17 protein-coding genes and 1 pseudogene are annotated in these 21,112 nt (G+C 39.2%); all 18 read left to right on the top strand.

Annotated features, from left to right (window positions below; genetic code table 11):
- The first annotated feature begins 150 nt into the window (after nt 1–150).
- On the top strand, nt 151–1,044 hold the full coding sequence (locus tag RT445_RS10290) for an NAD(P)-dependent oxidoreductase (protein ID WP_312504786.1): 894 nt from the start codon (nt 151–153) through the stop codon (nt 1,042–1,044).
- A 14-nt stretch (nt 1,045–1,058) separates the two neighbouring features.
- Nucleotides 1,059–2,579 carry a CoA-acylating methylmalonate-semialdehyde dehydrogenase gene (locus RT445_RS10285; RefSeq protein ID WP_274795753.1) on the top strand — a complete coding sequence of 507 codons (1,521 nt, stop codon included), beginning with the start codon at nt 1,059–1,061 and terminating at the stop codon, nt 2,577–2,579.
- A gap of 64 nt (nt 2,580–2,643) precedes the next feature.
- Nucleotides 2,644–3,960 carry a GntP family permease gene (locus tag RT445_RS10280; protein ID WP_312504784.1) on the top strand — a complete coding sequence of 439 codons (1,317 nt, stop codon included), beginning with the start codon at nt 2,644–2,646 and terminating at the stop codon, nt 3,958–3,960.
- An 18-nt stretch (nt 3,961–3,978) separates the two neighbouring features.
- Entirely contained in the window at nt 3,979–4,740 is a 762-nt protein-coding gene (locus RT445_RS10275) for a 3-hydroxybutyrate dehydrogenase (RefSeq protein WP_274795755.1), read from the top strand.
- Nucleotides 4,741–4,757: 17 nt separating this feature from the next.
- Nucleotides 4,758–5,942 carry an iron-containing alcohol dehydrogenase gene (locus RT445_RS10270; RefSeq protein WP_312504782.1) on the top strand — a complete coding sequence of 395 codons (1,185 nt, stop codon included), beginning with the start codon at nt 4,758–4,760 and terminating at the stop codon, nt 5,940–5,942.
- Between the two features lie 152 nt (nt 5,943–6,094).
- Nucleotides 6,095–6,862 carry a 2,4-dienoyl-CoA reductase gene (gene fadH / locus RT445_RS10265; RefSeq protein WP_274795757.1) on the top strand — a complete coding sequence of 256 codons (768 nt, stop codon included), beginning with the start codon at nt 6,095–6,097 and terminating at the stop codon, nt 6,860–6,862.
- 65 nt (nt 6,863–6,927) lie between these two features.
- On the top strand, nt 6,928–7,167 hold the full coding sequence (locus RT445_RS10260) for a short-chain dehydrogenase (protein WP_274795758.1): 240 nt from the start codon (nt 6,928–6,930) through the stop codon (nt 7,165–7,167).
- A 196-nt stretch (nt 7,168–7,363) separates the two neighbouring features.
- Nucleotides 7,364–7,804 carry a cyclic-di-AMP-binding protein CbpB gene (gene cbpB / locus RT445_RS10255; RefSeq protein ID WP_274795759.1) on the top strand — a complete coding sequence of 147 codons (441 nt, stop codon included), beginning with the start codon at nt 7,364–7,366 and terminating at the stop codon, nt 7,802–7,804.
- Nucleotides 7,805–7,870: 66 nt separating this feature from the next.
- Nucleotides 7,871–8,758 carry a transcriptional regulator CcpC gene (locus RT445_RS10250; RefSeq protein WP_274797272.1) on the top strand — a complete coding sequence of 296 codons (888 nt, stop codon included), beginning with the start codon at nt 7,871–7,873 and terminating at the stop codon, nt 8,756–8,758.
- A 171-nt stretch (nt 8,759–8,929) separates the two neighbouring features.
- On the top strand, nt 8,930–11,323 hold the full coding sequence (locus RT445_RS10245) for a DUF7408 domain-containing protein (protein ID WP_312504779.1): 2,394 nt from the start codon (nt 8,930–8,932) through the stop codon (nt 11,321–11,323).
- Nucleotides 11,323–12,258 carry an ABC transporter ATP-binding protein gene (locus tag RT445_RS10240; RefSeq protein WP_274795762.1) on the top strand — a complete coding sequence of 312 codons (936 nt, stop codon included), beginning with the start codon at nt 11,323–11,325 and terminating at the stop codon, nt 12,256–12,258. The genes RT445_RS10245 and RT445_RS10240 overlap by 1 nt, the downstream gene beginning before the upstream one ends.
- Nucleotides 12,255–13,100 carry an ABC transporter permease gene (locus tag RT445_RS10235; protein WP_274795763.1) on the top strand — a complete coding sequence of 282 codons (846 nt, stop codon included), beginning with the start codon at nt 12,255–12,257 and terminating at the stop codon, nt 13,098–13,100. The genes RT445_RS10240 and RT445_RS10235 overlap by 4 nt, the downstream gene beginning before the upstream one ends.
- 12 nt (nt 13,101–13,112) lie before the next feature.
- Nucleotides 13,113–14,480, top strand: a complete 1,368-nt coding sequence (locus tag RT445_RS10230; protein ID WP_313470520.1) for a hypothetical protein — start codon at nt 13,113–13,115, stop codon at nt 14,478–14,480.
- Nucleotides 14,481–14,491: 11 nt separating this feature from the next.
- On the top strand, nt 14,492–15,487 hold the full coding sequence (locus RT445_RS10225) for an AAA family ATPase (RefSeq protein ID WP_312504773.1): 996 nt from the start codon (nt 14,492–14,494) through the stop codon (nt 15,485–15,487).
- Nucleotides 15,484–16,359 carry a DUF58 domain-containing protein gene (locus tag RT445_RS10220; RefSeq protein ID WP_274795766.1) on the top strand — a complete coding sequence of 292 codons (876 nt, stop codon included), beginning with the start codon at nt 15,484–15,486 and terminating at the stop codon, nt 16,357–16,359. Before RT445_RS10225 ends, RT445_RS10220 begins: the two co-directional genes overlap by 4 nt.
- An 11-nt stretch (nt 16,360–16,370) precedes the next feature.
- On the top strand, nt 16,371–18,116 hold the full coding sequence (locus RT445_RS10215; protein ID WP_312504771.1) for a vWA domain-containing protein: 1,746 nt from the start codon (nt 16,371–16,373) through the stop codon (nt 18,114–18,116).
- Nucleotides 18,100–20,697, top strand: coding sequence for a VWA domain-containing protein (locus RT445_RS10210; RefSeq protein WP_312504770.1), 2,598 nt, complete (start codon nt 18,100–18,102; stop codon nt 20,695–20,697). The genes RT445_RS10215 and RT445_RS10210 overlap by 17 nt, the downstream gene beginning before the upstream one ends.
- Nucleotides 20,698–20,866: 169 nt before the next feature.
- A pseudogene (locus RT445_RS10205) lies at nt 20,867–21,112 on the top strand (hypothetical protein); the annotation flags it as partial.

The raw sequence follows: 21,112 nt of genomic DNA, 5'->3' as shown, positions 1-21,112 counted from the left end.
GGATTTCTATTGATTATGATTTAATTGACCGAAGTCAATGACCGTGGTCATTGTAGGTATCTCGTTACTAATGTTACTTTAAAAAATGAAAGTTGGCTAGTGCATCAACAAGCTTTTCTATTGTATTTTCAAGGATTGGGGGAGGTCTAAATGAAGGAGAAATTAGGTTTTATCGGCTTAGGCAATATGGGTTTACCGATGTCTATTAATCTATTAAGAGCAGATTATGAGGTATATGGTTATGATACAAATGCACAGGCAATGGAACAATTCGTAGCAGCGGGGGGCATCGGGCTTGAGTCAGCTAAGGAAATTGCCAAACAATGCGATGTAATTATGACCAGTTTGCCTACCCCACAAATTGTTGAATTGGTTTATCAGTCAGAGCAAGGCATTTTACATCATGCAAAGAAAGGTAGCTTACTAATTGATTTTAGCACTGTAAATCCCGAATTGAATGATTCGTTACATACAGAAGCAAAAGCTTTGGGATTACGATATTTGGGAGCACCTGTAAGTGGTGGGGTCATCGGGGCTGTAAATGCAACATTAACAATTATGGTTGGTGGTGACACAGATGATTATAAAATTGCTGAAAGAATATTCGGAATAGTTGGAAAGAATATCTATCACTTGGGCACATCTTCAAGTGTAGGCACACGAATTAAATTACTGAATAACTTAATGATTGGGTTTTACACAGAGGCAGTCGCTGAAACCATTGTACTTGGTGAAAAAATGGGTATTCACGCAGACACACTATATGAAGTTTTAAGCAATAGCTATGGCCAAAGCCGTATATATGAACGCAATTATTTGGAGTATATGAAAAATGATAATTATGAGCCTGGCTTTTCAACAAATCTACTATTAAAGGATTTGAAGTTAGCTAAGGAGATGGCAGATGAAGCAGGTGTATCACTGCGAATTGGTGAAAAATTAGTGGATCTTTACAGTGAAATTTCTCAGCAAGGCTATGGAGAAAATGATATGTCTGCAGCTTATTTAAGCTTAAAAGAAACATGTAAAATAGAACAATTATAAGAGGAGGAAAAAATATGACGACAGCACAAGAGGTTAAAACATTAACACATTTTATTGGAGGCAAATTGGTTGAAGGGAAAAGTGGACGATTTGGTTCGGTATTTAATCCAACAACAGGTGATGTTATTGCTAAGGTGCCCCTTGCGACAGTAGAGGAAACGCGAGATGCAATCGAGCAAGCTCAAGCAGCATTTCCAACTTGGCGAGATACATCAGTGGCAAAGCGTGCAGAAGTTGTGCTAAGGTTCCGTAATCTTATTACTGAAAATATGGAGGAGCTATTACACATTATTTGCACTGAAAGCGGAAAAACGATTGAAGATGCCAAAGGTGAAATTACACGGGGACTTGAATCTGTTGATTTAGCCATTGGTGCGCCTCACTTAATGAAAGGGGAATACTCTGTTAATGTTGGAGGTCAAATCAATGCCTATTCTGCAAAATACCCATTAGGAGTTGTAGCGGCAATTTCTCCATTTAACTTCCCAATCATGGTACCCCTAGCACAAACGAGTATGGCTATTGCTGTAGGAAACGCTGTTGTATTAAAGGCTTCCGAGCGCGTGCCAATGACTGCATTGTATGTTAGTGAGCTGTGGAAGAAAGCCGGTTTGCCTGATGGTATTTGGACAGTCATTAATGGTGATAAAGATGCGGTCAATGAACTTTTAGAAAACCCGACTGTGCAAGCGATTTCATTCGTCGGCTCAACACCAGTAGCTAAATATATTTATGAAACAGGATCAAAGTACGGAAAACGTGTAACTGCTCTTGGTGGTGGTAAAAACAATATGGTCGTAATGCCAGATGCGGATCTTGAACAGGTTGCTAGTGCCTTTATTGGTGCAGCTTATGGAGCAGCATCCCAGCGTTGTATGGCGATATCTACTATTATGCCTGTAGGAAAGGATACTGCTGATCGCCTAGTGGAGATTCTTAAGGGGAAAATTTCTAATCTGAAAGTAGGCCCATATACAAACCCTGATTCAGATTTTGGCCCTGTTATTTCTCAGCAATCAAAAGAAGCAATACTTGCTGCCATTGATCGAGGGGAAGCTGAGGGAGCCTCCGTAATTTGCGATGGTCGAGAGCTTGACATTGTCAAAGAGTCTAAAGGATTTTATGTAGGTCCAACATTATTAGATCATGTAAAGCCAGGCATGGAAGTTTATGAGCAAGAAATATTTGGTCCAGCACGTAATGTTGTTCGTGTTGATTCATTGGAGGAAGCTATTGCCCTTATTAATAAGCATGAGCTAGGTAATGGTGTCACTATCTTTACTAATGATGGGTTAGCAGCTCGTAAATTTACGACGGAAATTGATGTCGGTATGGTAGGTGTCAATGTACCAATTCCTATTCCAGTAGGCTACCATAACTTCGCAGGCTTTAAAGGCTCTCGTTTTGGTGAGGGGCATATGTTCGGTCCGGATCAAGCGCGATTCTTTACAAAAACAAAAACAATTTCAGAGCGTTGGATGGCGGGCAATGCCTCCACTGCATCAACATTTGCATTCCCTAGCAATAACGACTAATACAAACAAAGAGCTGTAGAAACATACAGCTCTTTTTCTAAAAAAGGGGAAGGGTGGGGTGTAAATGTTAGAGTATCTTGGTCTTTTTGGTAGTTTAGCATTGTTAGTTTACTTAACGATGAGAGGTGTAAATTTACTTATTTCAGCACCGTTGACAGCACTGTTAGCAGCCATCACAAATGGTCTTGCGTTTTTTCCTCAAACAGCAGAAGAAAATCAGGCCAACTTCTTAACAAGCTATATGGATGGATTCACAGGGTTTGTTGGTTCTTGGTATTTAATGTTCATGGCAGGTGCCATTTTCGGTAAAGTCATGGAGGACACTGGCGCAGCAGATAGTGTCTCTAAATGGATTGTTGAAACAATTGGGGTGAAATATGCCACCTATGCTGTCGTATTAGCTGCCGCAGTACTCACATATGGAGGAGTTTCCGTTTTTATCGTAGCATTTTCTGTTTATCCAATGGCTATCAGTTTATTTAAACAAGCCAACTTTCCACGACGTTTTATTCCTGCTGCACTAGGTCTGGGTTCTGTCACTTTTACAATGACATCAGCAGGCTCACCTGAAATTCAAAACTGGATACCCATTTCCTTCCTTGGTACCACACCATATGCAGGGTGGCAAGTTAGTATTGTTGTCGCTATTTTCATGGCTGTTGGTGGCTCACTTTGGTTGAATTGGATGATTAAGCGGGCTGTTAAAAATGGAGAAATTTTTATTGCACGTTCAACAGATCCAGTAGCAGATGAAAAGCGTAAGCTTCCGAGCCCGCTTCTGAGTCTTGTGCCGTTATTAGTTGTTTTAGTAATTTCTTATATTTTTCACGATTCCCTAGGAACCTCGGCTTTAATTGTGGCATTAACAAGTGGTTGTATTGTGGCGTATATAGTGAGCTTTAAATATGCAAAATCAGTTGGAGCAACGTTAGCAGCAGGCGCAATGGGTGCTATTATTGCCATTGCGAATACAGCGGCTGTAGTCGGCTTTGGAGGGGTAGTAAAAGCAACACCGTCTTTTATTGCAACAGTAGATGTTATGACGAATATCCCTGGTAGTCCGTTAATCGGAGGTGCACTAGCCATTGCTGTTATTGCTGGTTTAACAGGTTCCGCATCTGGAGGACAAACCATTGCGATGCCTTTACTGGCACCACATTATATCGATATGGGTGTAGACACAGAAGCGTTGCATCGGACAATCGCTATCGCATCAGGTTCCCTTGATTCATTGCCACATGGTGGATATGTTGTGACAACCATCAATTCGGTATGTAATGAAAAGCATAAGGATGCCTATATGCCATTTGGAGCATTGACCGTAATTATCCCGATTATAGGTACAATCATTGCGATCATATTATTCTCATTGGGTATGTAGATGTAGGAGGGATGTAGTATGCAAGGAAAAACGGTTTTCATTACCGGGGCAGCTCGTGGCATCGGTCTTTCTATGGCTCAAGCATTTGCTGAACAAGGAGCAAATGTAGTGATAACGGATAAAGATGAACATTTATTAAAAGAGGCAGTTGTACAAAATCCCACTTTAACTGCCTATACATGTGATGTAACAGAGGAACAGGCTATAAAAAAGGCTATCGATTTTACGATAAGTCATTTTTCAACAATAGATATTTTAATCAATAATGCAGGTTTTCAACACGTCTCTCTAATTGAAGAATTTCATACGGAGATTTTTGAGGCTATGCAAAAGGTAATGGTCGTAGCACCCTTTGTCGCGATGAAATATGCATTACCACATATGAAGAAAAATCAATTTGGACGAATTATTAATATGGCCTCCATCAATGGCGTCATAGGGTTTGCTGGTAAAGCAGGTTATAATGCTGCAAAGCATGGTGTCATTGGGCTTACCAAGGTAGCTGCACTTGAGGTGGCGACTAATGGAATCACGGTAAATGCCATTTGTCCGGGATATGTTGATACAGAATTAGTACGTAATCAGTTTAGTGATTTAGCAAAGACACGGGGTATTCAGGTAGAGGAAGTGCTTGAACAGGTGTTATATCCACTAGTACCGCAAAAAAGGCTACTGGATGTCTCAGAAATTACGGCACTAGCTTTATATTTAGCAGGTGATACAGCAAAGGGGTTAACTGGTCAGGCCATTTTATTAGATGGCGGCTATACAGCTCAATAGCTTAGGAGGGTTGAAATATGATTCAAACAAAAACAATCTTTACGGTTCATTCGCCAGGCACAATCGTATATGGGCGAGACTCATTTGAAGAAGTGGGCGAATATGCAAAAAAATTAGGCTCCAAGGCATTAATCGTTAGCGACCCAATCATGGATAGCTTAGGTTTTGTTAACCAATGTCGTACGCTATTAAAGACCCAAGGGGTGGAAGCGGTTTCATATTTAGGGGTAGTAACGGAGCCCGATGATACGTACGTAGCAGAGGGATTACAATTATTGCAAAACGAGAACTGCGATGTCATTCTGTCGGTTGGTGGGGGAAGCTGTATAGATACGGCCAAGGCAATTGCAGTAGTGGCTACAAATGGTGGCTACATAGGGGATTATATGAAGATGGCAAAGGTTGCAGAGCAAGCACCAATTCCTCACATAGCCATACCTACGACGGCAGGTACAGGATCGGAAGCAACAGATGCAACCGTTATTACCAATACGAAGAGTGATGTAAAAATGATGATTAAGCAGCAAGCCTTTATGCCAACGGTTGCGATAGTCGATCCTATTTTAACGCTAACATCACCGCCCGCAATTACTGCGGCGACGGGTATTGATGCATTAAGCCATGCAATAGAGAGCTATTTATCACGTTTAGCACATCCCTATTCTAATGTGCTTGCATTATCTGCTATGGAATTAATCGTTAATAATCTAGTAAAAGCCTATGAGCATGGGGATGATGTTGATGCGAGAGAAGCTATGTCATTAGGCTCTATGCAGGCTGGGCTGTCCTTTTCTAATGCGTCCGTTGCTTTAGTGCATGGCATGTCACGTCCAATTGGTGCACTCTTCCATGTTCCACATGGTATTTCAAATGCGATGCTTTTACCAGCAGTTCTGGACTTTTCAAAAGAATCATGCATAGATCGTCTAGCAGATTTAGGTCAGTTTTTTAATGAAACAAAAGAACCCTTATCGCAAGAAGAGCTTGCTCAGCTAGCTATTACGTCCATTAAAGAAATGTGTAAGCATATGAAGATTGGGAATTTAAAGCAATGGGGAATAGAGGAACAAGCTTACTATGATGCCATCCCTAAAATGGCAGAGGACGCAATTGCAAGTGGCAGCCCAAGTAATAACCCAAAGGTACCGACAAAGGAAGAATTAATGGAACTATATAAAATTGCTTATACGTATGAATTTTAATATATGGGGGCTATTCAGTTTACTAGAATAGCTCTCTTTTTTAGTAGACAGAAAAATAAACTAGCTATCTGTAGAATTAATATGACATATTCGAGAAAATATAGTAAAATTTTAATGAATCATCATTCATTTTTGATAAAGGGGGAAATGGGATGTTACAAGGGAAAACCATTATTATTACAGGCGGATCAAGTGGTATGGGGCTTTATATGGCGAAGCAATTCGTTGCTGAGGGAGCGAATGTTGTCATCACAGGGCGCAACGAAGAACGACTAGCAGAGGCTAAAAAATTTATTGCTGAGGCTGGTCCTGCTATTGAGACATTCCAAATGGATGTACGTGTGCCAGAGCATGCTGAGGCAATGCTTGCATTTGCTGTTGAAAAATTTGGTCAAGTTGATGGGCTTGTGAATAATGCTGCAGGTAATTTTATTGTCCGTGCAGAGGATTTATCACCAAATGGCTGGAAGGCTGTAGTAGATATTGTGTTAAATGGGACATTCTTCTGTTCTTCAGTTGTCGGTAAGTATTGGATTGAACATAAGATTAAAGGATCTATTTTAAATATGGTGGCAACTTATGCTTGGAATGCTGGAGCGGGTGTTATCCATTCAGCTGCGGCAAAAGCAGGGGTATTGTCATTGACAAGAACCTTAGCTGTCGAATGGGGAAAACAGTATGGCATTCGAGTCAATGCGATTGCACCTGGCCCAATTGAACGAACAGGTGGGGCTGATAAGCTTTGGGAATCAGAAGCAGCAGCGGCTCGAACATTAGATTCTGTTCCATTAGGTCGCACAGGCACACCTGAAGAAATTGCTGATTTAGCTACGTTTATGATGTCTAACAAAGCAAGTTATATGAATGGAGAATGTGTCACACTCGATGGTGGGCAATGGCTCAATCAATATCCTTTCTAATAAATGTTGTGCATAATAGAGAGCTTGGTTGACGCATACTAAGGGGAAAGAAAGGAGTTTTGCCTATGGGTATGTGGTTAATACCAGCTATCATTGCCATTGTGATCATTTCTGCTATTTCTTTTGTCTCCACATTAAAAATTGCAAAAATGACTTCTGAACGGAAATCTGAAAATGATACCCCGGTTTCCGAAACAGTGGAAGAATATGCAACAATGTTGAACCCCATTGTTTGGGTATATGCAATTTTTTTGCTTTTTTTAGGTATCATGATTTTTTATTACTGGAGTAAGGCGGGCTATTAAACACCATCATCTTCATTCAGTAAAGAAACAGCTTAGCTGAATGAAGATGTACTTAGTTTTTGTTGTTAGGCTAAAATAATTCATTATTCGTGAAAAACTCTTCTAGTTCTGATCATGGTCATACATAGAAAAATTGTGATATGATGAAAGAGAAGGACTGTTCTACACAGTGAGGACAGAAAAGGAGAAGAAGTTCATGATTTCAACTAACAGCAAAGACTTATTAGCAATGCCAATTAGTGATTTTATCATTTCCTCTGAAAAAGTTGCGCATGTACAAAGTGGAAATAGTGCGGAACATGCACTCCTTGTACTAACACGTACAGGGTACTCGTCCATACCTGTATTAGATTTGAAATATCGACTTCAAGGTTTACTAAGCATGAAAATGATTACTGAATCGATTCTTGGACTTGAGCATATTGAATATGAAAAGCTACCTGATATTAAAGTGGACTCAATAATGGAAAAAGAAATCGCTGTTTTAAAGTTAACGGATACGTTCCAGCGTGCTTTGGATTTAGTTATTAACCACGCCTTTTTATGTGTAGTGGACGAAGAAGGAACATTTGCAGGGATATTAACAAGACGTGTTATATTAAAGCAATTGAAAAAATATATTTATCAAAAAGATTAGTAGCTTAGGGGGACTCAGATGAAAATCATGAGGCCCTCTTTGCTTGTATTGGAGGTTTACAGATTGATGGCAACAGAGGCAGAAATTTTAAAAATTTTAGCTGAAGAACGCAATATGCGAAAAGCAGCAGAACGTCTATTTTTATCCCAACCAGCTCTATCTCAACGTTTGCAAACAATTGAAAAAGACTGGGGTGCACAGTTATTTATTCGTTCACAAAAGGGGTTAACAGCAACACCAGCTGGCGAGCAGGTAATTGCGTATGCAAAGGAGATGCTAACTAAAAAGGAAGAGATTTTTGAAACGATTCAATCCTTAACAACAAAGGTAAATGGGACATTGAAAATTGCCTGTGCCTCTATTGTAGGCCAAAACTGGCTTCCGAAAATTTTGAAGGACTTTGTATCAAAATATCCTGAGGCAAAAATATCTCTTATGACTGGTTGGAGTTCTGAAATTGTAAAAGCACTTTATGAGGGTGAAGCACATGTTGGCATTGTACGAGGGCAGGTTGACTGGAAGGGAGAAAAGATTCATCTTTTTAGAGATACGCTTTATTTAGTGGATAAAGAGGTTAAGACTATTGAAGATGTTCTAAAGACAGACCGTCCATTTATTCAATATAAAAGTGATTCCAACTACTATCAAGAAATTCAACAATGGTGGCAACAGCATTTTGCTTCAAATCCAAGGAAACAAATTTTAGTGGATCAAATTGAGATTTGTAAGCAAATGGCTTTAAATGGTATTGGATATGCTATACTACCCTCCATTACGTTAAATGACCATGATGCAATTCATAAAATCCCTCTAACAAATGATGAAAAAGAGTTTGGTCTTACGCGAGATACTTGGCTAATTGGCTATGAATCCTCCTTTGAATTAAGACAGGTAGAGGCGTTTGTTGAAGTAGTGCAGGATCATGCTCGTTGTTTGTTTGATTATACAAATTAGGAAATAAGGCAGTTCCAAGCTCTTTCGGGATTGCCTTTTTTTCATTATAGAGGACCTAAATTTCTTAAGAGTTTATGAATATTCATGAAGATGTCATAAGAAATGGAACAAACTACAATTTAAATCGTATAATTATGTAACCATCTATTTACATAAAAAGGGGTTGAGCTTTTGAAAAAGACAAAAATCACGGCACTGACCTTATTAATTATGCTTGTAATTAGCTTTATGTTGCCTTCAGCACAAGCAAGTGCTGCTGCTACACTAGAGGTAAAAGCAACAGCAGGTATTTCAGGTAAAGCTAAATATCAATCAGTAGTGCCGCTACAAGTTACGGTAAAAAATAATGGCGCAGATTTTTCAGGAGATATGGCGATTAATTCTGCCAATTCCTATGAGGCTGCATCAGCAATGGTCGTTCCAATTGATATAGCAGCAGGAGAAGAAAAGACATTTACTTTCTATCTGGATGGTTTAGCTGACTATAGTTATTCGGAGGCAGATCTATTTGCTTTTTATGAAGGGAGTATTGAAAAAGGAAAAAAGATTGCCTATAAAGGGACAAAACGTCTACAATCTAACTTTTTAGATCCCTCTTCAACATTTATTTATACACTGACGGATAAAAGTGATCGACTTTCAGCATTTTTACGTTTATCCACTTTTGTCGCTCAAAGTAATGTGGAAGTATTTAATATTAATCAATTAAAAGATTATACATTCCCAGAAGATTCACAGGGACTTGCTATGGCGAATGTAATTGTTGTAGATGAAGTGGCAATCGCCGATTTATCACAAAAACAACAAGAATCCTTACTTAAATGGGTACAAGATGGCGGTACATTACTCTTAGGGGCTGCTGATCAAATCGATGCAACAGCAGGGATTTTAAAAGACTATTTACCATTATCATTATCACAAGAGATGACTTCGATTTCTGCAGAGGCATTAACAAAATTGTCTGGTGGCGGTATTTTTACACAGCCTATTTCAGTTTACGCTGCTAAAACTAATGAAGGAAGTCTACCCGTACTAACTGAAAACAATGCAGTGTTAGCAGCAAAGAAAGCAGTTGGTAGTGGAGAAGTTATTCAAACAGCCTTCTCGTTAGGAGATCAACCACTTTCGTCAATGGATGGCTACGCGGCACTTATAGCTAAAATGATTGATGTTCAGAGCATTTCACAGCAAGGGATGATGAGGCAGGGTCAATCACCATTTGACCAAATTTCTTATGAGCTTCGTAACATTAATGAGTTATTCCCATCCTTTGAAGTATCAGTAGGCTATATGCTAATCGTCATTATTCTTTATATTTTAATCATTGGTCCAATTTTGTACTTTGTCCTAAAAAAAATGGATAAGCGTGAGCATGCATGGTGGGTTATTCCATCCATCTCTATTGTTCTTTCAATTGTTCTCTTTATTGTTGGGGCGAAAGATCGAATTGTTCAGCCACAAGTTCAACAATCTGCATTTTATAAGGTAAATGAGGATAGTAGTGTAAATGGATATTATGTGGAATCTATTTTAACGAATCGTAGTGGTGATTTTGTAGTCAATGCAGATAAAAACACGACTGCCGTTGCGTTAAGAAGTTACAATAATTTTACTGGCACGATGGGAGCTCTACATGAGTCTTCCTATATTAAAGAAAATGCCAATGGTTCAACGCTAACATTACGTGACTTAAGCTATTGGTCCGTGCAATCCTTTGCAGGAAAATCGTCAGCTCAAAATATCGGCAAAATGGATATTGATATCACATTAAAAAATGAAAAGCTGTCAGGAACGGTTAAAAATAATTTCCCATTTGCATTAAAGGATGTCACATTAATCTCTGGTGTGAAAGAAGTAAAATTAGGTGATATTGAAGCGAATGGAACTTTACAGGTTGATAAGGAACTGAAAACAACTGTTCTTCAAAAGCCATCTTCATTTAATAGTTACAACTATAGTTACCCATCGACGAAGGATGAGGTAGATCCAATGCGTATTGAACGAATGAAAACGATGGCGTTGCCACTCGTAGAAAATGATAGACAGCCGATTCTTACTGCTTGGACAGATCAAGCTATTGTAGGGGTTGAACTTGAAACAAGTGCCAATATGTCACCAATTACAATGCTTGTTCAACCATTTAAAGGGAAGGTGGAGCTATCAGGTCCATTTACGATGAAGCGCAATAACTTTAACTATACATTAGCTCCACTATCTGCAAGTGGCTATTATGAAAAAATTGATGAGGAATTGAACCAATGGTATCTATCAGATGGTTTATACGAAGTAACGATGGCAATGCCAGATCAATTTATGGATGCTGTTCAATCACTAAATGAACTGACCATTTCTAATAAGGATGTTAAGCGTATGCAGCTGTCGATATGGAATAATGAAACGAATTTGTACGAGCCTTTAGTGGATACAAAACAAGTATTTTCGGATAACATTTCAAAGTACTTTAACCAAGATGGGGAGCTTCGAATCGAAATCAAATATGGTCCTGATCCATCAGGAGAGCAAACGAAGCTACCAGATATAGAGCTGAAAGGAGTGGCAAAATAATGATTGAAATTCGTGACTTAACGAAACGATACGGCTCCTTTACAGCATTAGATCATTTAAACCTTTCCTTAGAAGAGGGTGTAGTATTTGGTTTTGTTGGTGCCAATGGAGCAGGGAAATCAACAACATTCTCTATTTTAGCTACATTATTATCACCTACTTCTGGTGATGCACTGATTAATGGCAAAAGTGTTGTGAAGGAACCGAAAGAAGTAAGAAAGCAAATTGGTTATATGCCTGATTTCTTTGGTGTATATGATCAGTTAAAAGTAGATGAATATCTAGATTTTTATGGTGCGAGCTACGGTATTCAACTGGCAGAGCGTCAAGTGCTAATTCCTCAACTATTAGAGCTTGTGAATTTAACAAGCAAACGCTATGAATATGTAGATTTATTATCTCGTGGGATGAAGCAACGGTTATGTCTTGCCCGTGCCCTTATCCATGATCCAAAGGTATTGATCTTAGATGAGCCTGCATCAGGATTGGATCCTCGTGCACGTGTAGAGATGCGTGATATTTTACGAAATTTAAAGTCAATGGGGAAAACCATTTTGATTTCTTCGCATATCTTACCAGAGCTTGCAGAGATGTGTGATGAAATCGGGGTTATTGATAATGGCAAATTAATTGCGCATGGCAATGTAGCTGCAATTCAAGCCCAGTTACAGGGAGAAAAGCGGATTGTGCTGAAAATAACAGATCGACTAGAAGAAGTCCGTGCATTTTTAGAGGAAGATCCACATGTTTCATCTATTGATGTGATCGACAATCGTTTAGAAATTGCCTTTAACTATCGCGGTACAAATGCCGAACAGATAGCATTACTGAAGAAGGCAATGCTTGCTGATTTACCGATCTATGCATTGAATGAAGAAGAAAAAGATTTAGAGGATGTCTTTATGGCTATTACGAAGGGAGCGGACAATCAATGATGGAGAGATTTTATAATCCAGTACTCGTAAAAGAATTGAAGTTACGCTTCCGTTCTTTTAAAAGTTTCTCAGGTTTAATGTTTTATTTAGCAGTACTTTGTATTTTCATTGCAGGATTTTTATTGCTTACAACGGAGTTTACTGGCAAGGGCTTCTTTAGACCAGATACAAGCTTTATGATGTTTGCTGTACTAACAATTTTACAAATGGCATTAGTTCTTTTTATTACACCGAGTTTGACTGCAGGTGCTATTAGTAGTGAGCGTGAAAAACAAACATTAAATATTTTACTAACAACAACACAAAGTTCGACACAAATTGTAGTTGGAAAATTATTATCTTCCGTAGCATTTCTAGTATTGATGCTGGTGGCAGGATTGCCACTATATAGTTTAGTATTTTTATTCGGTGGTGTTTCACCTTCACAGCTGATTTCCATATTCTTATTTTATTTAGTCACTGTCGTAGCAATAGGTAGTATAGGTGTTATGTTTTCAACGATTACCAAAAGAACGATTGTTGCCATGATTGCCACATATGGCTCTATCATCTTTTTAGGAGGTATTACAGCATTCTTCTTCTTTTTAACGATGGCCTTTCATCAGATGGGGAACGCTGTTGGTACTAGTACCTCCTTTATGACTTATTTTTGGGCATCCATCAATCCAGGTGCCTTAATGTTAACGCTTATTTCACCAGAGATGGGAGATGCGTTAGCTGAACTTTCTGGTGTGAAATTACCTGTCTGGATTACTTATTTAATCGCTTATGTATTCATCATTGTGCTTTGTTTAACGATAGCGATCAAAAAATTACGTGCCAATATGAAAAGTAACCGATGAGGAGGAATAGTTATGGAGCGGCGTAAGCAATTACGAAAATATATTCAGCGTGCAAAGTCGAGTTTAACTTTTGAAAGAAGCCTTCCTATTGCACAATATGGCTTGTTTTTTGCATTGCTTTCGGGTGCTTCTCTCGTCCTTATTTCACGATTATTTGTCTGGCCATATTATCGTCAAATAGCGATTGGTGTTTTTGTTACCGTTATGATTGTAACTATTGTTTACATATGGTGGAGACGTGTTAACGAGAAAGAGGCTTTGCATACACTCGATCAATATTTTTCACACAATGAGTTAGTTACAGCGCTATCATTTAAAAATGATCAGGACCCCCTTGTTCAATCTTTATTATCTAAAGCCATAGAGAATGTTGAAAAAGCTTTTGCGGATTTTAAGGCTCGAAAGAAAAATATGTTTCGTCCTAAAGCGTTTATCGGTCTATTTATTACAATAGTTGTCCTAGCTATTCTTTATATGTTCCCGGCAGCTACACAAATAGAAGCGATAGAGGTTGAAAAAGAACGAGCTGTAATTGAAGATATGAAAAAAGAAGTTGCAGAACTAGAGAAAAAGGCACAGACAAAAGAAGTAAAAGAGCAATTGCAAGAACTTCAAAATACTTTAAAAGAGACTGAAACAGCAGAAGAAGCTTTACGAGAAGTTGTCAAAAAACAAAAGGAGCTAGCATTAAAGGAGCAGCAATTAAAGGATAAACAAACAGCTAGTCAAGATGGCGCTACAGAAGATCAAGAATTATCGAAGGATGAGATTGAGCAGCTAAAAGAACTTGCTCAAATGCAGCAAGATCTAACAGAAAATGCAAATGCCACACAAACAGCTATGAGTAAGCTTGGTAAACCAGCAAGTAATTCCTTACAAAATGCGATTGCCAATGCTAGTACCGGAAACAGTAACAATCAACAATCATCAAGTAATTCTCAACCAAGTAATCAGCCAAGTCAGTCTGGTCAAAATAATGCCCAAAGTAGTTCCCAACAACCAAATGGTAAGGGTCAAGGCCAAGGACAGGGTCAAGGCCAAGGTCAAGGACAGGGTCAAGGACAAGGCCAAGGCCAAGGTCAAGGACAGGGCCAAGGTCAAGGAGCAGGTAGTGGTCAGGGTAGTCGAAATCTATTAACGACACCGAATCGGGTTGGAGGATCCAGTGAAACATCTGTGGATGGTGGAACACTAGGAGATGGTACGCATGTTTCTGAACAACAAGGAAATGGCCCCATAACAAAGGGCTCCATTCGACCTTATGAAGAGGTAATTGGTTCCTATAAAGACAGCTATTTAGAAAGCTCAGAGCGTTTACAGTTACCGAAGGATTTACAAAATGTCGTGCAATCTTATTTCACGTCAATTGAGTCGCAGTAGGAGGAAAAGAAATGGCATTTACAGAGCAACAGTATGTTGAAATGAGTACGAAATTACAACAAGTTAAAGAAGAAATTCATCGTTTCATTGTTGGGCAGGAAGAAGCAATTGATTATACATTGTTTGCAGTACTAGCGGATGGTCATGCATTGTTAGAGGGTTTACCAGGTTTAGGGAAAACGATGTTAATTCGTACAATTTCTGAAGTACTTGATCTGTCGTTTTCACGTATTCAATTTACACCAGATCTTATGCCAGCAGATATAACAGGAACGAGTATTATTGAACGTACACCTGATGGTAAGCAGCAATTTACATTTCAACCGGGGCCAATCTTTAGTCAGATGGTGTTAGCCGATGAAATAAATCGTGCAACACCAAAAACACAAAGTGCTTTGTTAGAAGCAATGGGAGAGAAAACGGTGACGATTTTGGGGGATACGAAAAAAATGGCGAAACCTTTTTTCGTATTAGCAACGCAAAACCCAATTGAGATGGAAGGAACTTATCCATTACCTGAAGCGCAAATGGACCGTTTCCTTTGTAAAATTCTTGTACCATACCCTGAAAAAAATGAACTTATGGAAATTATGAAACGAACGACAGGCGCTCAAGAAATTGATTTACAGAAGCTCATGAATACAGAGGCTCTTATCGAAGCACAACAAATGGTGAAGGAAGTAATGGTTGCCGATGAAATGTTAGAATATGCAACTGACCTAGTGGTGGCTACACATCCTGAAAGACCAGATGCTCTTGATGAGGTTAAACAATATGCTATGTATGGCAGTGGTCCACGTGGATTGCAAAGCTTAATAAAATTGGCAAAAGCTAGAGCATTGATGAATGGACGTTTCCATGTTTCTGTAGCAGATATTAAATCCGTGGCAAAACCAGTTTTACGTCATCGGATGTTGTTGAATTATGAAGGGGAGGCTTCAGGAAAAACAACAGATGATGTAATTGATGTTATTTTAGAAAAAGTTCAGCAAGGTATAAGCAAGTGACAGAGAAATACTTATTGCCCGAAGACTGGTTAGCGAAAATCAGTCGTTTCCAAGTAGCGACGGCCTCCAAACTACGTGGGCAACATAAGGGCTCACACCGTTCACAGCGCTTCGGGGCCTCCCTCGATTTTTCAGATTTTCGAGAATATCATTTAGGTGATGATGTTCGTCAAGTAGATTGGAACGTTTTTGCGAGAACAAATAAATACTTTATTAAAAGGTTTCTAGATGAACAAGAGATGCGTGTCCATATATTGCTAGATACTACCAAATCGATGGGAGAGGAAGCCAAATGGCTATTTGCTCGTCAAATAGTGGCGTCCCTCGGTTTAATGGTACTAGGGCGAGATGATCGCCTATCCTTTTCATTTGTCCAACATGAAGGAAAACCGCCATTTCGACGTAAGGGTGCAATGTATCGCCGTGCTTTTTTGCAGGTAGTGACTGAAATAGAGGAAGCTAGTTTCTCTAGCAGTTTCGCCCAGGGGGCATTAAAAGCTTTACCTAAAGATAGTACTGTGCTATTCATTATCACAGATGGGTTAGAGCCGATTGAGGAATGGGAACAGCTGTTAAAAAGGTTACCACGATATGCAGGCGATGTTCGCATGTTGCAAATTGTAACCCAGGAGGAGCTTTCACCCAATTATTCCGGTGATGTCCGCCTCCTAGATCGTGAAACAGGGAAAGATGTCAATGTAACGATGTCCTCTAAAGTTCTAGAAACCTATCATGCAAGGCGATTATTACATGAAGAAGAGTTAGAGGCCATTTGTCGTCGCTTTGGTGTTCGAAAAATACAATTGAAAGTGGAAGATGGTTTTCAACATGCGATTTTCCAACAATTATTAAAAGCACATTGGATTAGGTGAGGTGAGCCGTATTGGGCTTTAGTCAAATTATATTTAGCTGGACGGCCATCATCCCGGTCATTGTCCTACTTTATTATTTCTTTCGTAAAAAGTATACAGATCAAACTGTCTCTTCAACTTTATTTTGGTCTGAAATTATGCAGGAAACCCGTGTATCGCCTTATTTAAAGCATTTACAAAAAAATGCTTTACTTTATTTACAGCTGCTTGCCTTATTGCTGCTTGTATTGGCACTCATGAATCCGTATGTTAAAAAATCTACGATTGTTGGTGCACAAACGATATTTATCGTTGATACTTCAGCTACGATGCTAGCAGGTAAAGATCAATCAACCTTTGATACACATAAACAGGAAATGTTGTCATTAATGAGCGAGCTAAATGGGAGACCTGTCACATTAATAACAACTGGTGCTACTCCACAAGCCGTTTTACAGCGAGAAACAAACACAAATGAAATTGAAAAAGCGATTAAAAATTTACAAGTAACCTATGAAACCGCAGAAATAAACAAGGCACTTGATGTTGCACAGGCATTTGTTGGTGATACGCCAACTTCTATTTATGTTTTTACAGATACACTTAATAAAAAACAATTACCGATGGACAAAGACTCATTGAAATGGCTAGTAAGAGGGGCTCCAAAGGACTTAACAAATATCGCTATTACACGATTTGCTGCTACGACAGATGGACAGGCTACGATGGCACTTGTACAGCTACATAACGATACACCTGACGAGCAAAAGGTAACACTAGCTTTGCAAAATGCTGAAGGGAAAGAGGTTGTAGCAGAAAGTGTAGTTGTGCCTCCCAATGAAGCTATTACAAAAACATTCAAAAATTTACCTTTAACAAAGTCAATGACTGCTCTTATCGATGCAAAAGATGATTATAAGGTAGATAATCAACAAACCGTTCTACTACAAACCGATACTTCAAAAATGGTTGTTGATCAAAGCATGCATCAGTTGATACAAAAAGGCTTTCAAACCGTTAGTAGTGGGGTGAAAATCGTTCCATCACTGCAAGTAGCAGACAATCTGGATGCGAATGTGATTACGAACCAAACGGCTTTATTGGAGAAAATGGAAAAGCCTCTTGTGTTATTTGGTCGTGATGATGCTGAAAAGATGGAAGTAAAGGGCACAATAAGTATTCAAAGTGACGCCTTATTTGCATTTAGTGAACTAAAGGATGTTTATGTAAATGCTATTTATCCTGGATTTGCAGATTATCAAACTATTGCTTCTGTGGGGGATGAACCTTTCATTCAACGTTCTCCGAAAGGGGATATCATTGTTTTAGCCGATATTGCTGATACAGATTGGCCATTACATCCATCATTCCCGCTATTTTTATGGAGTATTGAACAGCAATTATCAGAATCTGTTGGTTCCCTTGGTATTTTCACACCAAATGAGCAGCGTGCGGTTGCTTTAGCACAAGGAGACTGGAGTGTTTATTCACAAGAAGATGAGTTTCAATCATCTATCACGAATGGCATGCTAATTGCACCAAAACAACCAGGTATTTATATGGTTCGTTCAAATAATGAGGAAAAACATTTTATCGTGCAATTACAAGCACAAGAACGTGTCATTGAACAAGGGACAAGCTTTACCTTAGGTGACATCCCAGACAATGGGAAGGAAGAAATATCAAAGGCATCTTTCGTACCTTGGCTTATTATTATTATTTTAATATTGCTTGTTTCAGAGTGGGAGGTGCAACGACGTCGTGGATTTACGAATTGATTGGCCATTAGTATTGTTGCTATTACTTCCATTGTTCTTCTATTTTGGATGGACTTATTTTCGTGAAAGGCAGCGACTAAAAAAGAGTCATGTTGTTGTGCTTGCTATTCGCATAATCGCAGTAGGGTGCTTAGTTTTTGCGTTAGCTGGTCCCTATCTATTATTGCCCATAAAAGAAGAACAAATTGTGTATTTAATAGACCGTTCTGCTTCTATGAATGGTACAGAAGATGAGATGGTTCAGTTTATACAGGAAAGCCTACAATCGAAAAAGGATCAACAGCTTGCAGGGGTGTATTCTTTTTCTTCCACTTTACAAACAGAAGCCATATTATCAAAAACGCTAAAGGAAGTACCGAAGCTTACTGAAATAAAAGCAACCGATCAAACGAATATTGAACAAAGTCTCCAACTGGCAACTGGTATTGTTAATCCAAAAAAAGCAACTCGTTTAGTGCTATTAACTGATGCTAATGAGACAAAAGGAGATGTCTTAGAATTCGCTACAAGGTTAAAAGACTCTAACATTAGTGTAGATGTTGTACCTTTTAGTCAGCCTGTTGTGCATGATGTTTCGCTAAAAAGCTTTGTATCCCCTCAAGTTGCTTATGTAGGGGAGCAGCAACAATTAGTGACAGAGATTTATGCAACAGCAGCAGGTAAAGGTGAGCTGCTATTATATGAAAATGATGAGCTTATTCATCGTGAGTCTATTGAGCTTAATGAAGGTACGAATATGTTTACCTATAAGCACGCAGCGACTGCTGAAGGACTAGTAAAATATGAGGCTGTTGTACAAGTAGGACAGGATGCTATTTTTGAAAACAATAAGTTAACAAGTGTCACAATGGTGCAAAGTGAACCACATTTACTCATTGTCAATGGTTACGAAACAGCCTCACCTATCGCAGCAGCACTTGGTAGTCAATCCATAGCCTTTGATGTTATCGAGCATAAAAGTTTACCAAATGAACTGTCCAGCTATTTGCAATATAATGCAATCATTTTTGACAATGTTCCTGGCCATTTAGTAGGTGAGGCAAAAATGAGTGTTATTGAGCAAGCTGTCAAAAACTTTGGTGTAGGTTTCACCATGGTTGGAGGGGAAAACAGTTTTGGTTTAGGGGGCTATTTCAAAACGCCAATTGAAACTTTATTACCTGTAGAAATGGAAATAAAGGGAAAAGAGCAACTACCTTCATTAGGATTAGTCATTGTACTCGATCGTTCTGGCAGTATGTCTGGGTCCAAGCTCGAGCTTGCTAAGGAAGCTGCTGCACGTTCAGTAGAAATGTTGCGCGATGAAGATACATTAGGATTTATCGCCTTTGATGATCGGCCATGGGAGATTATAGAGACAGCGCCTCTGAGTAGTAAAGAAGAAGCAGTAGATACGATTTTATCCGTTACACCAGGTGGTGGAACAGAGATTTATAGTTCACTTGCAAAAGCCTATGAAAATCTTGCAGATCTAAAGCTGCAACGTAAACATATTATTCTCTTAACAGATGGGCAATCACAGTCAGGGAATTATGAAGATTTAATTGCTGATGGGAAAGAGAACGGTATCACATTATCGACTGTTGCGATTGGTCAAGATGCCGACGCAAACTTACTAGAAGCGCTAAGTGACATGGGCAGTGGTCGTTTCTACGATGTTATTGATGAGCAAACCATTCCTTCTATTTTATCTCGTGAAACAGCTATGATTTCCCGTACCTATATTGAGGATAACCCATTTTATCCAGCAATCTATAATGCGGCAGGTTGGAATACACTGTTTGCTAATGGTGTCCCTCAAATGAATGCATATATTGGGACAACAGCTAAACAAGGAGCTACCGTCATTGCAGAAAGTGAGAAGGAAGATCCTGTGTTAGCACAGTGGCAATACGGTCTAGGTAAAACATTCGCCTTTACATCCGATTCTACCGGAAAATGGACAGGAGATTGGGCAAGATGGCAGGATTGGGGGACATTTTGGCAAACACTTATTTCACAAATGCTTCCTAGTTATAATGATGTTGCCTACGATGTGAGATTGGAAACAGATGGTTCCTTTATGATTACAGATCCTACAAATGAAGCAGCATTTTTAGATATTGTAGCAGTTAATGAAGCAGGTGAAGAGCTAGAAACACAACTTGAAACCATTTCGACCTCTCAAGTTCGAGCTACTGTACAGGCTGAACCAGGATTAATTTTCTTCCGTATAGCTGATGAAAAGCAGGCCATATATCAAGCAGGACTAAGCGTTCCTTATAGTGCTGAATATGAACTACTTCCTGTAAATGAACATTTAGTAGAAGAATTAACCAAACAAACTGGTGGATCTGTCTTAAAGGAACCACAAGAAGTTTTCCGTGACTTTGCAAAAAAAGGAGCGGACCGTCAAAACATTGCCTCATGGCTTCTCCTAGCAGGCATGCTACTATTCTTTATTGATATTACAATAAGGCGTTTTGGCTGGAGCTTCCTCACAAAACCGAAGAAAAAAGAACAGCTCGTTGAGGAAAAACCTGTACAGGCAGAAGACACCAATGTTGCCCAATTATTAAAGGGTATGAAAAAAAGATCGTAATATAGTAGAAGCAGTACAAAACGAAACAGTTTTGTACTGCTTTTTTATATTCTTTGAGGTGAATGAAAAAGTAGTCCTCGATTGAGCGGTGAGGGTGAGTGCACTGCAAAGAAGTGTAACTGCATAGAGTTGAGGAAAACGCACCAAGAAGGGGGATCCTCGCTGAAAAGTGGGGGAAAGCGCTCCAAGGGGTGTTGTATCCGCTCCAAAAGTAAGGGAAAGCGCTCCAAGGAGACAGGTAACCGCTCCAAAAGTAAGGGAAAGCGCTCCAAGGGATGGTGTATCCGCTCCAAAAGTAAAGGAAAGCGCTCCAAAAAGTGGTGTATCCGCTCATAAAGTGAAGGGAAGCGCTCCAAGGAGTGGTGTATCCGCTCCAAAAGTAAAGGAAAGCGCTCCAAAAAGTGGTGTATCCGCT

It is taken from the genome of Lysinibacillus sp. (genome assembly GCF_032093475.1).
Classification (GTDB): Bacteria; Bacillota; Bacilli; order Bacillales_A; family Planococcaceae; genus Lysinibacillus; species Lysinibacillus irui.
This window is presented reverse-complemented; position numbering and strand designations above follow the sequence as displayed.